The sequence below is a fragment of the Gilliamella sp. M0320 genome (assembly GCF_016101635.1).
GTDB lineage: Bacteria > Pseudomonadota > Gammaproteobacteria > Enterobacterales > Orbaceae > Gilliamella > Gilliamella apis.
In genome coordinates this window covers 513,147-528,744 of record NZ_JACFQD010000001.1, presented here as the reverse complement: position 1 = coordinate 528,744, position 15,598 = coordinate 513,147, and the positions used below count along the sequence as shown (strand labels likewise).

Sequence of the window (15,598 nt, the reverse complement as noted above, 5' to 3'; positions counted from 1 at the left end):
ATATAATTTTAATTAAGAGTTAAATTGTAGTTGATACATTGAGGCATAAAGGCCATTTTGGGATAACAAAGATTGGTGAGTCCCATCCTCTACAAGTTGACCTCCATCAATAACTAAAATACGATCTGCTTGCTCAATTGTTGATAACCTATGAGCAATGACAATTGAAGTTCTATTTTTCTGTAAACGTTCAATTGCTTGTTGTACTAATCTTTCTGACTCGTTATCTAACGCAGATGTAGCTTCATCAAAAATAAGAATTGGATTATTTCTTAATAAAACTCGTGCAATTGCAATTCGTTGACGTTGTCCACCAGACAATAAAATTCCATTATCACCAATCTCGGTATCAATTCCATTTTCTAATTTATCAATAAATTCCATTGCATTAGCTTGCTTAGCAGCCTCGATAATATCTTGTCTGGTATACCTATTTTTAGCTCCATAAGCAATATTATCAGCAATAGTTCCATTAAATAAGTGAACTTGTTGAGAAACATATCCTATTTGGTCACGCAATGATCTTAACGTATATTGTTTGATATTGATAGAATCAATTAATATCTCACCTTCAACAATATCATAAAATCTTGGTAATAAACTGGCTATTGTTGATTTGCCTGCGCCAGAGCGGCCAACTAAAGCGACTGTTTCACCTTTATTAATTTTAAAACTTACATCTTTTAAAGATGGCACACTATTCGTTGGATAGGTATAAGTGACATGACTAAAAATAATATCACCTTTTACTCCTTTTAATGTAATAGTTCCATTATCTTCCTCTAAAGGAGTATTTAGAAGACCAAATAATGATTCACAAGCTACCGATCCTTTTTGTAATTCAAGATGAACACTTGTTAATTCTCTCAATGGACGCATAACGGCAATCATTGCCGAAAAAACAACGGTAAATGAGCCTGGTGTAATATCTAAAGATTGGCTTGCTACAAGATATAATATTAAACCCAATGCAAAGGTAGCAACTAGTTGAATAATAGGTGAAGATAATCCAGAAACTAAAACGATTTTCAAAATACTGCGCCTAAAAATTTTGTTAATAGTTAAGAAATTATTTTTTTCATATTCTTGGGCGTTATAAACTAATATTTCTTTATGTCCTTTAATCATTTCATCGGCAGCAGTAGTTATGTTCCCTATTCCTTTTTGCATAGAGACTAATGTTTTACGAAATTTTTTTGCAATAAATTGGGCAATAAAAATAACCACAGGCACAACAACAATTAATACTGAAGCTAATTTCCAATTTCCATAAAACATTACTACGCATAAACCAATAGCATAAGCGATTTCTCTTACTAGAATAATCAGCGCATCAGATGATGCTTTAGATAATAATTGGGTATTATAAGTTATTACTGTCACTAGTTCTCCAATCGGATTTTTATTAAGAAAACTAGTTGGACTTTTGATTAAATGATTAAAAATTAATTGACGAAATTTAGTTACCACTTTACCAGAAAGCCATGAAAGACAATAAGTTGAACAGAAATTGGATAATCCACGTAAAGCAATCAGCCCAATAATACCTATCGAAAAAAGGACCAGAATATCATAGTTTTTATCCATTAAGCCATTATCTAATAGTGGTTTAGTTAGTGAAATTAATGTTGCGTCAGTTGCTGCATTTAACAAAAGAGCAATAATAGCAACGATTAAAGCTTTTTTATTTGGAGAAATAAATGGCCACAATTGTTTAATTGTGTTTAATGAACTATATCTATTTTTCATAAAAGAGAGCAATTAATCAAAATACTAATTATACTATATAAACTGTATTGTTTAATATTTTATTTCAATTCTTTTTCAACTAGAAATAATTTGTATTATCTATATAATAACTATAAAATTAAAGTTCAAATTTAATTTAATCTGTACGTTAAGTTAAAAGTTTACAATAACCGTAGCTTTTTAATTAAATGTGTTTATTTGTAAATTATTACAAATAGGAAATAAACAATGTATCTCGATGTCAACCACATTATTACAAAAAAAATAACATTTTATAACAACAATAGTAACAATGATAATCAGCTGAATATAGCCTACGGAATAGATAAAAATTTTTCCCTAGGTTGTGCTGTTTCGCTCTCTTCTATTTTAATATTTAATCCTAATCTAAATTTTTCTTTTCACATATTTACTAACCATTTACCAGAAGATTTTGAAAAAAATTTTAAGTTACTATCTGAAGAATATAAAACAAATATAACATTATATTTAGTTAATGATTTAAGTTTGTCGAAACTTCCTACTACAAAGAATTGGACTATCGCAACCTATTTTAGATTTATAATAGCTGATTATTTTTATCAAAAAATTGATAAAATTCTCTATTTAGATGCTGATATCATATGTAATGGATCATTAGAAGAGTTATTTGAATTACAATTTGATAACAATATTGCATATGTTGTTAAAGACAAAGATTCCATTTGGTGGAAAAAATGTGCTTTTCGACTAGATGAAAATCGATTATCAAATGCTTATTTTAATGCAGGTTTTTTACTAATAGATTTAAACAAATGGTATGAAAATAATATAAATAGCCAAGCATTGGAACTTCTATCAGATAATAATAAATCACCAAAATTTACACATCTTGATCAAGATGTATTAAATTTATTACTTCTCGAAAAAGTTAAATATCTCGATAACAAATACAACCGACAAGTTAGTATAAATTATGAACTAAAATATAAGATTTATTCACCTGATTTAGAACAAACAATATTAATTCATTATATCGGACCGACAAAACCGTGGCATAATTGGGCTAAAGATTATAAGTGTTCACAATATTTTGTTAATGCAAAAGAACAATCACCGCTAAAATCAATACCATTTTTATCAGCTATTACAGCTAATCAAATGAGATATTGTTCTAAACATAAAATACATCAGAAAAAATATTTTTCTGGTATAATCTGTAACATTATATATTGTCTTAAAAAATTAACTAAACATAAATGAACTTAATTAGATGTTATAAATGCACTGTTAATTGTTTTCAACATTTCATCGGCACTATATTGGTATAAAATTTCTAATGGAATAGGTAAGAAATCTGTCTGTAAAAATTCTGAAATATTTATATAATTTTCATTTTCAAGAATAAAGATTTGTTCTGGGTTATAAAAATCATATTCTTTAATAGATTTATTTGTAGTAATTAATTTTTTATTAAATAATATTGCTTCTATTGCCCTTAAAGTCACTCCTGTTTGACCTAATTGACCAATTTCTAAAATAATATCACTTTGTTTTACCTTTTCAATATTGTCAAAATAACCTATTTTTGATCCTAACTTATAATAATCTGATTTTTTGAAATTTAACTCTGTTTTTTTTGGAAGTAAATTATAATTAATTAAATGAAAATCAGTTTTATAATTATTATCTAATAAAATAGGAGCTAAATTATTTATTACCTCTACTCGATTATCCAAATACTCACCAATAAAAAAACAGCTTTTCGTTGCTACATTATAATTCACTTCTTCTCTGATTTTTTTCATTTCCAAGATAGTAAACGGTAAAAATTGATTTAAATAGGTAAATTTATATTTTTTGCAATCATCAAAATCAAAACTATATATTTTATCAAAATGAGGAGTAATTTTGGTTATATAGTCTTCATCTTGAAGTAGCCATTTTTTCTTGTTTTTCATACTATTATTTAAAACATCAATTGTGTCTCTTAAAATTAGCACTCGGTGGCAATTCACATCTTTAACTAAATCTATAAATCCTGATATACCAAAACCACTACATAATAAAATATCGTTACGTTTTAATTTTCTTAACTTTATTAACTGATTTAGTTTGATAAACCATTGTCGAGGAAAATTCTTTCTTTCTAAAGAAAAATTGATATCCCTAAAATGCTTCATCAATTTATTATAAAGTATAACATCATACTCATGTTTTAAGGCGTTGATCATATACTTTTCATAATCAGCATTCCATTCTGCAAAATAAATAGTCATAACATATTATATTATTTAGGTTAATTATCAGATTTAATTTTAGTAATACTGTGAATCAAACCTTTATTCCAATCTGAGGCGAATAAACCATACTTAATTAATTTTTCAACACTCATTACCGAATATTTTGGCCTTTTAGCTTTCGTAGGAAATGCGTGAGTTTTAACTGGAATAATTTCTGGAGATTTGGTTATCACTTTTAGGGTTAAGGCTATTTCAAAAATTCTTTTGGCAAACAAAAACCACGATGTTGAACTATCACCACAAAAATGATAGATACCTCCATCTATTTTTTTATCAAGCAAATAAAGAATAACTTGAGCGAGATCGCCTGCATAAGTTGGATTACCAAGTTGATCTTCAATTATGGATAATTGTTGTTTTTCAGTGGCTAATCTCAACATTGTTTTAACAAAATTATTGCCATAAGGACTAAATACCCAAGATGTTCTAATGACAACTGCCGATGGAGCATTATCTAAAACGGCTACTTCACCTTCACGTTTTGTTTTGCCGTAGATATTAACCGGGCTAGTTATATCCTCTTCGGTATAAGGAATATTGTTTGTTCCATCAAAGACATAATCAGTCGAAACATGAAAAAATTTCGCATTATATTTTTTTGATGAAATGGCTAAATTTTGAGGCCCTATAACATTGACATTATAAGCTAGCTGAGGCTCATCCTCCGCTTTATCAACCGCAGTATATGCAGCAGCATTAATAACTGCATCAGGTTTATATTTAGCAATGAAACTATCTACCGCATTCTCATTAGTAATATCAAGTTGTTCAGCATCAGTCTTAATTAGTTCCCATTTTGCTGGGAAAATATCAACAATACAATTACCTAGTTGCCCATTAGCTCCAGTTAATAAAACTTTCATATGATTTATTATAGCTCCTGTAATGTTTTGCCTAATTTGTCTTTTTCGGATAAAGTTGGCGTTGATATAGGCCAATTAATATTTACGGTTGAGTCATTCCAAACTAAACATCCTTCAGAGTTAGGATCATAATAGTTTGTACATTTATATTCAAAATCAGCAATATCAGACAAAACTAAGAATCCATGAGCAAGGCCTGGTGGAATCCACAATTGATTTTTATTCTCTTCAGAAAGAATAACACCAACCCATTTACCATAAGTGGATGAATTCTTGCGAATATCTACAGCTACATCAAATATTTCACCCCTGACAACTCTAACCAACTTCCCTTGAGGATTTTCTTTTTGAAAATGCAAACCTCTTAATACATTTTTTTGTGAACGAGAATGATTGTCCTGCACAAAATTGAAATCGATATCTAACATTTCCTGATAACGTTTTTGTTCGAAAGTTTCTAGAAAAAAACCTCTTTCATCCTCATATACTTTGGGTTGAATAATTTTCACATCAGGAATTTCAGTTTGTATTACTTCCATTTATTCCTTCCTCTAATCATTTATCAATCTAGCTAAGTACTGTCCATATGATGTTTTACCCAATAAAATAGCTTCTTCTTTTACTTTTTCTGCACTTATCCAGCCATTACGATAGGCAATTTCTTCAAGACAAGCAACTTTTAAACCTTGCCTTTTTTCTATAACTTGAACAAATGATGAAGCTTCAATTAAGCTATCATGAGTTCCGGTATCAAGCCATGCAAAACCTCGTCCTAATATTTCTACATTTAATAGCCCTGCATCTAAATACATTTGATTAAGAGTCGTTATTTCTAATTCCCCTCTATCGGAAGGTTTTACACATTTTGCCATTTCAACTACATTTTCATCATAAAAATAGAGCCCCGTTACTGCCCAATTTGATTTTGGATTTAAAGGTTTTTCTTCAATTGATAATGCCTTAAAATTTTCATCGAAATTAACAACCCCAAACCTTTCAGGGTCAACAACCTGATATCCAAAAATGGTTGAACCTTCTTTTTGGTTAGCAACTTTGATTAACTTTTTACCAAAACTTTGACCAAAAAATAAATTATCACCTAGTATCATCGCACAACGTTGTTTTTCGATAAACTCTTCACCAATTAAAAAAGCTTGAGCTAATCCTTCAGGTTTTGGTTGTTGTGCATAACTAAGCTTAATTCCAAATCTTGAACCATCACCTAATAACTTTTGAAACATATTCAAATCTTCAGGTGTAGTGATGATCAAAATATCACGGATACCTGAAAGCATAAGTACCGATAATGGATAATAAATCATTGGTTTATCATATACAGGTAATAATTGTTTCGAAATACCTCTAGTTATAGGATAAAGTCGGGTTCCAGAACCACCTGCTAATACAATTCCTTTCATAATTTAACCTATTTTTTTAAGATACCTTGCCTAGATCTAGCGTATGAACCATCTTTTATATGATTACACCAGTCACTATTTTTCAAGTACCACTCAACTGTTTTACGCATCCCACTTTCAAATGTTTCTTGTGGTTTCCAACCTAAATCATGATATATTTTCGAAGCATCAATAGCATAACGCTGATCATGCCCAGGTCTATCAGTAACAAAACAAATTAAATCTTTATAATTAATAACACCATTTGGTTTATTAGGAACCAATTCTTCAAGTAAGTCACAAATAAGATTTACCACATCAATATTTTTTCGTTCATTGTGACCACCGATATTATAATTTTCTCCAATTTTTGCTTGATTTGCCACTAAATAAAGAGCTCTGGCATGATCCTCGACATATAACCAATCTCTGATTTGTTGACCATTACCATAAACAGGTAAAGGTTTTCCTTCTAATGAATTTAAAATCATTAATGGAATTAATTTTTCTGGGAAATGATAAGGTCCATAATTATTCGAACAATTAGTAATAATTGTTGGTAACCCAAAAGTTCTGTGCCAAGATCTAACAAGATGATCACTTGATGCTTTGGAAGCTGAGTAAGGGCTACTTGGTGAATAAGGAGTTTTTTCTGTAAATAACTCGGTTGTTCCATGTAAATCACCATAAACTTCATCTGTGGAAATATGATGAAAACGAAAAGTTGATTGTCGAGTTTGATCTAATTTACGCCAATAGTTTAAGGAAGATTCGAGCAAAGCATAGGTGCCAATAATATTTGTTTCAATAAATGAAGAAGGATTGTCAATGGAACGATCTACATGACTTTCTGCTGCTAAATGCATAATAATATCTGGTGAATAATTTACAATTACATCATCAAGTGCTTGTTTATCGCAGATATCAATTTGTTTGAATAAAAATCGCTCATTAGTCCATACATCATCTAATGACTCTAAATTTCCTGCATAAGTCAATTTGTCAATAACTAAGACTTCATCCAAAGTATGTTTTACAATATACCTAGCTACAGCAGAACCAATGAAACCGGCTCCTCCAGTTACAATTATTTTCATTATTAATCTCTTTAATTAGAATCTTTAGTTGAATAAAAATATTAAGTTTGATTAAATTTAATATTTAGAATATATAAAGCTTTTATATTCATTTCTTTCACATACTAAAGCTGGTAACCTTTCAATCGCATGAGCAATTGTTCCTTCGACTCCAATTGGTTCTTCGGGGAAATCTTCATAAGTTAAATCTAATTCGAATAATGGTCTTAAAGCTTCCGGCCTATACCAAAACATTGTACCTGCTGCAAATAATAGATCATTACGTGGGATTAACGGTAAAAATCCCATTCTATTAAGAAGATTATCAATCATTACATCTTCATTTGCTTGTCCAATAAGAGGAATATTTTTTTCAATACAAAATTTAGCTAATTCAGGATAAAAATCATTAATGATAATTCCTAATTCTTTATCTTCTTCAAAAAAATTAAATATATCAATTACACTGTCTTTTTTAATTAAATTAGAAAATAGGTAATTTCTCCACCGATTTGCCCATATAGCATTTTGCGTTTTTTTTGTATGAATATGACAAAATATATCATAACTTTTTTGTTCATTTTTAGTTGAAATAAGCCATGGAGCAACATCTCGCCCTCTATTAGGAACAACTTTTACGATTAATTTATTTAAATTAATAATAATTTTTGAATTAAATAAATTATTTATTACATTTTCATAATTTTTATCTGGAATAGTAAGAATCAAATCAAATTCAACAGGAAAATCTTTTAAATATTTTATTATTTCTTCAGAAAGATCTACATTAAATAAATGGCAATGAATACCAATTTTTTTATTAAAATTCGAAGATAATACATGGTTTATTGAACATCTTTTTTCTGGATTATTAAACCCTGTTGCAGAAAATACATTATAATATCCATTTGAATGTTTCATAATCTTGTATTGCAGTGAGAAATTTTCTGAGCAATTTAAAGGATCTGGGAAAATTACATTTTTAACAATGTTCATTTCACAATAAGGAGATTTTAGCCATGAAAACCTAGCTAACTCCATAAAACCTTTCATATTATGAATATTAATATCATTAATATAATAACCAAATAAATCGATAAAATCGTTTAAATATTCATTCAATTCTTTCTCAATAGTTATAAATATTTTTTTCATTTGATTATTTTCAAGTAATACTTCTAATATCGGTTCTGATATTTTATCTTTAATTTCTTTATAACCAATACAAGCGCCTTGATATGGAGAAAATAATTCCTCAAACAAAAGATGAATAGGTGTATAATCCATTACTTCTGGCATAATATTAAAAGTTTTAGTATTATTCGTTGTATCTAATTCTCTATTTTTACTCGTTTCAAATAAGTATATTTTATCAAAACAGACATTAGTTATATTCTTTAGTGCATTACCTATGCTGCCAGAATATCCGATATCAAATATGATAGAATTTTGACTATTATCCTCGGATATTTCTTGTTCAAAATATTTTAATATATTATTTTTTGTTTGAACCTCATATTCATCCAAAATGTTTTTATATTTTTCAAGAATATCAATACATTGTTGCTTATTTTCATAAAACGATAAATTTTTTTCTTCTTCAGATAAATTATTTAACAATGTGTTTTGTAGTGTTTCATCAGAAATTAAGGCATATATTAAATTACGCAGTTTATATGATGGATCATGCATAATATTAATATTTTTTACATATTCTATAATATCTTTACATTCAAAAAGATAATATGAACGACGAGAAAGATAAATATATCGAGATGGTAACTTAGTTTTAAACAATTTTTCATTTAAAAAATCATAAGCTTTTTTAGGTAAATAACCATCCCTAGAAGCAAAGTTTATAATTTTATATTTTTTTTGGATTTCATTATTTTGTAGAATTTTTAATGCGATATTTGAGACAACTGGAGCTATCAATAATTTTGTTAAAAAACTTATATCACTGAAAATATGAGGTTTAGTCGGCATTTTAGTGCTGTCAGCAAAAATACGATTAAAACTGAATCCAATCAATAATCTTTGACCTATATCTAAGTTTTGATAATTAGATAATACATCTTTATAGATCGATTTTTCAGAAGTTATAATGTTCTTGATTGATGGGTAATAAACAGCTGTAATAAATTTTTCAAGTGGTTTAACATAATCAGAAAAATAATTATCTCCAATATGTAAAATAGATGAAGGTGAAATTTTTTCTTCTTTAATAACTTCATCATATAATTCACCTGTATCTTTTCTTTTATGAAAATCATTTGAAACATATATTTTTTCAATTTGGTTAAGGCCTTTATCCTGTAAAACTTTCAATAAAAAGTCTTTAGGTAAATACATATCAGAAATTGCGATTATTTTTTTATTACATTTTACCGCTGCGTCATATACTAATTTTATGTCTTTTCGTACACTAAGTAATTTATTTTCTAATGCTAATTCCTCTTCAATTAAAAGTTGTTTAGTTGTTTCATCTAAGGAGAGTTTTTGCGCTACAAAATCATAGATATTATAAATATTCGATTGCTCAATCCCTATTTCATTTTCAGCGGATAATCTGAGTTTTAAAATCTTGAGATTATACTTTTTATTAACAATTTCTGATAATAAATAGATTAAATCTATAGGCTCTAATGTTGGTCTTAATAGTAAGGTATCAAATATATCAAAACTAACGACTTTTATAGTGTTTAATTCTACATATTTAATAATATCATCAATTTGAATAGGAAGTTCATCTTTCAAGACATTGTAATTTGGGACAACAATATCAGTTGAATTAACGCAACTAACTAAATCATATTTATTTTTGTTTTTTTTATTTTTTTTTGAGGCTACCCGCAATCCTAATATGCGATAGATCTTTCTTTTATTATTTTTTTCAATAGTAAAAAAACCATGCAGATAATCTTGTATATTGGTTTGCCGTGATCTTTTATACAAAGTAAATCCCAAGAGTTTAATCTTTACTTGATTTATATCTTTTATTTTTTCTAATATCATTTTTTATTTAATTATCAAGGAGTAAAAAAATAAAATAAAATTATTGAACTAGTAATTTTATCTTCTATTAACTTTAGCATTCACTTATTCCATTTATTTTTAATAAATTCATTATATATTCGGAATGCAATAAATCTGTTGAAGTATTAATAAAATGTACTTTTTCGTAAGTGTTAGCCATACTATTTTCATAAACAGCTCTATTTTTATAATAATTATTTGGATAAAATATAACTTTTTTATTCAACTTTGCTGCTAGTATTGCAATATGTAAGCGGTCCGTTTCAATTTCATCAAATTGGCAAAGATAACTTGCGAGACTAAATGTAACATATTTTGCTAATAAGAAATTACTCCATAATTCCCCATTCCAAGAATATGATATATCTCTATTAAAATCTTTAATGTAATGTTGGTTAGATGATTCGCCATCTGTTCTGAGACAATAAGTCCTCCCATTACCTTTAATTATAAATTGAGATAACTCAGACTCTGGAAGATAAAAAGCCATATCATCAGATAAATAAAGATTATTTTTATTCGCTCCATTTAACATACATAATTCATAACTTACTTTCTCTCGACAAAAAATAATTAAATTATTATTAGTTTCTTTTATAAGATCTTGATAGCCAAAAATCGTATGTGGTAACAAAATACATTTGTTATTATCTATATACTTTTTCATTTTATTGTAAAGATGATCATATTTACCCTCTACTAAATTACCACCTCCACTAAAAAAGATAGTTTCACCCTCTAAAGATATAGATTCTGATTGGATAACTTCGTAGTCTATACCCAATTCATTAAACAAATAAAAAGTTGAATAAGCAATAAATGCATCACCTGCATTACCTGGATTAGAAACGAAATAGACCTTTTTGTTTCTAAAATTTGACAAAAATTTCCTAATATCAATTTTATTAATTCCCACTATAATCTCCATTTATCATTTATTTTTTTTAATTATCAGTTGTTTCAGTTTTCGTATTAACAATCTTATTCGGTTATAAATAGTAATTTTTTCATTAACTATTTTTTTAATTTTTAATAGTTCAATGTGCTGAAGATTTACAGTGTCGATTAATTGATGTAAAGTTTCAGCTAATTGGTTGTGTGTTTTTTCATGCTCATGCAATAATACATGCAGAATTCCATAATTTCCTTGTGCTTCTTGAAGTGACTTTCTCACCAAAGCATTTCTATACTGTATAGCATAAAGTTTATGCTTATCTAAGCCTGCATGAACAGAATTTCCATAAACCGATTTTGCATTTATTCGATGATGATAATAAGCAAGTTTTTCATTTAATGTTAAAATTTCACCACATCTAAATAATCTTAAATTATAATCCCAATCACCTAATACAGGTAAATCAGCATTGAATTGTCCAATTTTTTTTGCAAATCGCATTCTTATCAAAAGGCAAATAGGAGGTGTGACATTCCCTTTTATAAGGGTAGATATATCAACATTATCGTGCCAATAACCCCAATCAAATCTTGCAGTTTCTTGAACACAATTATTTTTAATTTCTTCATGTATCACAATACAATTAGTTATAACTGCGACTGCTTGTATATTTTCACGTAAAAATCGGGTAGTCTTAATTAAAAATTGAGGTGTCCAAGAATCATCATCGTCATGAACAACTAAAAACTCTTCATTAGCAAGCTCAAAACCTTTATTTGAAGCAGCTTCCATACCAAGGGATTTTTCATTGTGTATCAGTGTTAGACGTCCTTCAAAATAAGGTTGATATGAACTAACCAGATCTTCTACTGGTTTTCTTTCACCACCATCATTAATTAAATATAAATGCCACTTTTGATATTCTTGTTCTAATACGCTTTTTAATGCTCTAGCTAATAAAATAGGACGATTTTTTGTCCGCATAATAATGGCAACAGAGCCATCATTTTTTACCAAACTATCATTTTCTTCAATTTCAATATATGATGGGTAGAGTTGTTCTGAAATGTTCATTAAACTATCCTAATAAAAATTCTTTTAATATTTTGGGGTAATTCGTTAGTGTTTCATTAATAAATTGATACAGATTCGCATCGTTTGAGTAATATCCTTCGTTTTTCCAATAACTCAATTGACCGCATAACCAACCACCCCTATTCATCATAATAGAAATATTATTATTCCAAGATTCGCTAGAAAACCAAATTAACGGAAAATAGGTTTGATGATCATAACCAGGTGCGTGCAAAATATGCCCAAGTTCATTAAGTTCTAATTTATTAGGAGAACATAGTACTTGAGCTAAAGCACCTCTAGAACTATCTATATTAACATAATTAGAAGCTAATCCAAAAACTTCTTCATTATTCATCCATTTAGAAATTGCAATATGCACGCCTTGATAAAATTTACTTAAATTTTTAGCCTGTTGCTTTAAAAATTCTTTTTCTTCTTTGAAAATAGGTCTGTAAATATCTGTTTCTCTTTTAAAACCAATAACTGACTCATGATTAGCATAATGAAGATTCTCTAAAATATTAATACTATTTCGCATTAAAATATTATCATCGTTAAATTCACTAAAAAATGCAGCTTTCATCACGCCATTATAAAATATTCGTCCGGTTGCTGAACCATTATGTAAACCATAATAAAATCCACTAATTTTTTCCTTAATACCATCATTTTCTCTAATAAGAGTCAGTGCATGTTGCAATGAACCTGACCATCCAAGATCAACAATAGCTAATTTCTTTTCTTCAAATATACCTTCTTGCTTATAATAAGCATAAGAATTATTATAATGTTCTTCAAACTGTGGAAGTAAAAATGGAAGTAGATCATTTCCTAAATAATATTTAAAATCATCTAAATATGAAAAATTAAATTCATTATCTAACTCACCAAACCTCGCTATGAACTTTTTGAGATCAATATCATTAATATTAATCTTTAACCTTGTAAGTACTTCTCGATAGGTTTGTCCTGAAATTATGTTATGATTAGAAAGAAAACTTAGGGATTCCTCAGATAATTTATTATTATTTTTACATTCTATATAGCATTGAGTATATCCAAGAACTAGCCGCGATATATATAAATAACTTGATGATGTATTACAAACTTTATCAAAATCAAACTCTTCCCATAATTTATATATTAAATATGCATCTCGAGAACAAAAATAAATATGTTGGATTTTATTTTTCTTTGCTTCTAAGCTCAACCATTGAAGAAAACTGTAAATATAAAAAGAACCGAAAGATACACCCAAAGATAACCAAAAATCCTCGGATAATTTTCTATCAGTTAACATAATCATTTTTTTAATTAGGGAGAAAGGAATAATGTTAGGTGATAATTGTCCTCCTAACCGCCTTTCTGTTTTAAATAAACTAAATAAAATTGTATCTATGCCATATTTTTTGGGGATGACGATATCTGAATCATGGTTATCTCCAATATGAAGAATTTTTTTGTCTTTATAATCAGTTAGAACTTTTTCCCAGATACTGCCATGATTTTTCGTTGCAAATAATTCACTTGATAGATATAAATTATCAAAAGATGTAACATTAATTTTATTAAGCATCTGTATGATTGTTTTCTTATCTAAATACATATCAGATACTAAAATAATCTTTTTATTTTTCTCAATAATTTTATTTATCAAAAATAAATTATCAATTGACGGAACACAATAATTTACCTCAATAAAAATTTCGATTCTTTTAGCTTCATCTAAAAAATCGTTATATTTTGGATAAAGTGAACTTATTTGTTCGTAAATATTTTCAAGTGTTATTTCTTCTTTTCCAGCTTTATAAGCATTATCTCTAGCTATTTTCTCTGATTTAAATCTTGCAATAGCAAAACCTTCTACAGGATACTTACTCTCAATTAAATACTGTTCAACTATAGAAAATATATCAATAGGACATTCAACTAGTCTTGTTAGAATTGTATCAAATATATCAAATGAAACTATATCATAATTCTCAAGATTTTTTAAAACCTCTTCTATATAATCATTATTATATTTACATTTGTTTTTATGAAAATAATCTTTGCTAGAATTTAATAAATTAATAACACTGTGTTCTGTCATGCTAAATTACCTATTTAATTTTATTATCCATATATTTACTTAATTTTAGTGCTAAATTTAATAAATCATAAATCATGGTGTGCATTTTTTTATGCTTTTTAAATAATTATAACAATTCTAAAATTATAATTGCCCAATATCAATTAAAAATTATAATATTAATTAAATTTTATAAACATACCTAATTTTATATAGTATATGAAATTTTTATTTGTTAATATAATCAAAATAAGACTTACCGTCCTACCCCATAATCCCTAAGCTTATTCGCAATTGCAGTATGTGATACCCCTAATCTTTTGGCAAGTTTTCTTGAGCTTGGATATTTGACATAGAGACTTTTTAGGACTTCTTTTTCATAGTTTTTAGTCATTTCATCTAGCGTTTTATTGTCAATATCGCTAATCAATGAGATCTGAGTTGAAGTTATTGCTGGTAAAACAATGTCTTTTACTGTCAATTGTGAAGATGTTAACTGAGCCAATGCTGAATAAAGTACATTTTTAAGCTGTCTTACATTTCCTGGCCATGAATATTGAGCTAAATAAGGAATAACATCTTGATTAACTGTTGGCGGTGTAATGCCCTGCTTATTAGCAAATTCATCAATAAAAATTTGTGTAAGCGGTGCAATATCTTCCTGACGCTCTTGTAGTGAAGGTAAATTTAAGGACAACACATTCAAGCGATAATAAAGATCTTTCCTAAACTTTCCTTGTTCCACCAATTCAGCTAAATCAACTTTAGTTGCACAGATGATTCTAACATCAACATAAACTTCGTTATCATCGCCGACTCGTCTAAAAAAGCCATCATTAATAAAACGCAATAATTTGGTTTGCATTTGGAATGACATTTCATCAATGCCATCAAGTAATACAGAACCACCATTAGCCTGCTCAAAAAAACCTTTTTTGCTTTCTAGTGCTCCTGGATAAGCCCCTGCGGCATGACCATAAAGCTCACTTTCAACAACATCATCAGGCATAGCAGCACAATTAAGACCTAAAAAGGTTTGATCCCCTCTAGGGCTATATTGATGACATGCACTAGCCAATAAATCTTTACCGGTGCCAGTTTCACCGGTAATCAATAGTGGCTCCCTTTGCATTGAAAAAGCTTTAGCTTGAG

11 protein-coding genes and 1 pseudogene are annotated in these 15,598 nt (G+C 28.1%); 1 reads left to right on the top strand and 11 read right to left on the bottom strand.

Translation table 11 applies throughout. The features are described 5' to 3' along the window. Positions 1 to 12 precede the first annotated feature (12 nt). On the bottom strand, positions 13 to 1,749 hold the full coding sequence (gene msbA / locus H3T83_RS02350; protein ID WP_198214965.1) for a lipid A export permease/ATP-binding protein MsbA: 1,737 nt from the start codon (positions 1,747 to 1,749) through the stop codon (positions 13 to 15). Between the two features lie 228 nt (positions 1,750 to 1,977). Between msbA and H3T83_RS02345 the strand changes: the two genes are divergently transcribed. Further along, the gene (locus tag H3T83_RS02345) at positions 1,978 to 2,991 is read left to right on the top strand and encodes a glycosyltransferase (RefSeq protein WP_198214964.1); all 1,014 of its coding nucleotides are present in this window, start codon (positions 1,978 to 1,980) and stop codon (positions 2,989 to 2,991) included. Between the two features lie 2 nt (positions 2,992 to 2,993). Here H3T83_RS02345 and H3T83_RS02340 read toward each other — a convergent pair whose 3' ends face one another. The 10 genes and pseudogenes from H3T83_RS02340 to H3T83_RS02295 all read right to left on the bottom strand — a co-directional run. Next, positions 2,994 to 4,007: a hypothetical protein gene (locus H3T83_RS02340; protein ID WP_198214963.1), complete on the bottom strand. Its 1,014-nt coding sequence runs from the start codon at positions 4,005 to 4,007 to the stop codon at positions 2,994 to 2,996. A gap of 20 nt (positions 4,008 to 4,027) precedes the next feature. Beyond that, the gene (rfbD, locus tag H3T83_RS02335) at positions 4,028 to 4,894 is read right to left on the bottom strand and encodes a dTDP-4-dehydrorhamnose reductase (RefSeq protein ID WP_198214962.1); all 867 of its coding nucleotides are present in this window, start codon (positions 4,892 to 4,894) and stop codon (positions 4,028 to 4,030) included. An 8-nt stretch (positions 4,895 to 4,902) separates the two neighbouring features. Continuing rightward, positions 4,903 to 5,433, bottom strand: a complete 531-nt coding sequence (gene rfbC, locus H3T83_RS02330; RefSeq protein ID WP_198214961.1) for a dTDP-4-dehydrorhamnose 3,5-epimerase — start codon at positions 5,431 to 5,433, stop codon at positions 4,903 to 4,905. A 12-nt stretch (positions 5,434 to 5,445) separates the two neighbouring features. Continuing rightward, the gene (rfbA, locus tag H3T83_RS02325; protein WP_086365752.1) at positions 5,446 to 6,312 is read right to left on the bottom strand and encodes a glucose-1-phosphate thymidylyltransferase RfbA; all 867 of its coding nucleotides are present in this window, start codon (positions 6,310 to 6,312) and stop codon (positions 5,446 to 5,448) included. A gap of 8 nt (positions 6,313 to 6,320) precedes the next feature. Then, complete coding sequence (rfbB, locus tag H3T83_RS02320; RefSeq protein WP_232351087.1) at positions 6,321 to 7,388, bottom strand: dTDP-glucose 4,6-dehydratase; 1,068 nt, start codon at positions 7,386 to 7,388, stop codon at positions 6,321 to 6,323. A gap of 57 nt (positions 7,389 to 7,445) precedes the next feature. Next, entirely contained in the window at positions 7,446 to 10,382 is a 2,937-nt protein-coding gene (locus H3T83_RS02315) for a rhamnan synthesis F family protein (RefSeq protein WP_198214960.1), read from the bottom strand. Positions 10,383 to 10,455: 73 nt separating this feature from the next. Then, positions 10,456 to 11,319, bottom strand: a complete 864-nt coding sequence (locus H3T83_RS02310; RefSeq protein ID WP_165756067.1) for a polysaccharide pyruvyl transferase family protein — start codon at positions 11,317 to 11,319, stop codon at positions 10,456 to 10,458. 15 nt (positions 11,320 to 11,334) lie between these two features. Further along, positions 11,335 to 12,372 carry a glycosyltransferase family 2 protein gene (locus H3T83_RS02305; protein WP_198214959.1) on the bottom strand — a complete coding sequence of 346 codons (1,038 nt, stop codon included), beginning with the start codon at positions 12,370 to 12,372 and terminating at the stop codon, positions 11,335 to 11,337. Between the two features lie 4 nt (positions 12,373 to 12,376). After that, positions 12,377 to 14,467 carry a hypothetical protein gene (locus H3T83_RS02300; protein ID WP_198214958.1) on the bottom strand — a complete coding sequence of 697 codons (2,091 nt, stop codon included), beginning with the start codon at positions 14,465 to 14,467 and terminating at the stop codon, positions 12,377 to 12,379. A gap of 235 nt (positions 14,468 to 14,702) precedes the next feature. Continuing rightward, a pseudogene (locus H3T83_RS02295) lies at positions 14,703 to 15,572 on the bottom strand (sigma 54-interacting transcriptional regulator); the annotation flags it as partial. Positions 15,573 to 15,598: the final 26 nt, after the last annotated feature.

Coding starts and splice junctions, on each gene's coding strand:
- H3T83_RS02305 (WP_198214959.1), bottom strand. CDS start 12,372: ATGAACATTTCAGAACAACTCTACCCATCATATATTGAAATTGAAGAA.
- rfbC (WP_198214961.1), bottom strand. CDS start 5,433: ATGGAAGTAATACAAACTGAAATTCCTGATGTGAAAATTATTCAACCC.
- H3T83_RS02300 (WP_198214958.1), bottom strand. CDS start 14,467: ATGACAGAACACAGTGTTATTAATTTATTAAATTCTAGCAAAGATTAT.
- H3T83_RS02315 (WP_198214960.1), bottom strand. CDS start 10,382: ATGATATTAGAAAAAATAAAAGATATAAATCAAGTAAAGATTAAACTC.
- rfbA (WP_086365752.1), bottom strand. CDS start 6,312: ATGAAAGGAATTGTATTAGCAGGTGGTTCTGGAACCCGACTTTATCCT.
- msbA (WP_198214965.1), bottom strand. CDS start 1,749: ATGAAAAATAGATATAGTTCATTAAACACAATTAAACAATTGTGGCCA.
- rfbD (WP_198214962.1), bottom strand. CDS start 4,894: ATGAAAGTTTTATTAACTGGAGCTAATGGGCAACTAGGTAATTGTATT.
- H3T83_RS02345 (WP_198214964.1), top strand. CDS start 1,978: ATGTATCTCGATGTCAACCACATTATTACAAAAAAAATAACATTTTAT.
- H3T83_RS02340 (WP_198214963.1), bottom strand. CDS start 4,007: ATGACTATTTATTTTGCAGAATGGAATGCTGATTATGAAAAGTATATG.
- rfbB (WP_232351087.1), bottom strand. CDS start 7,388: ATGAAAATAATTGTAACTGGAGGAGCCGGTTTCATTGGTTCTGCTGTA.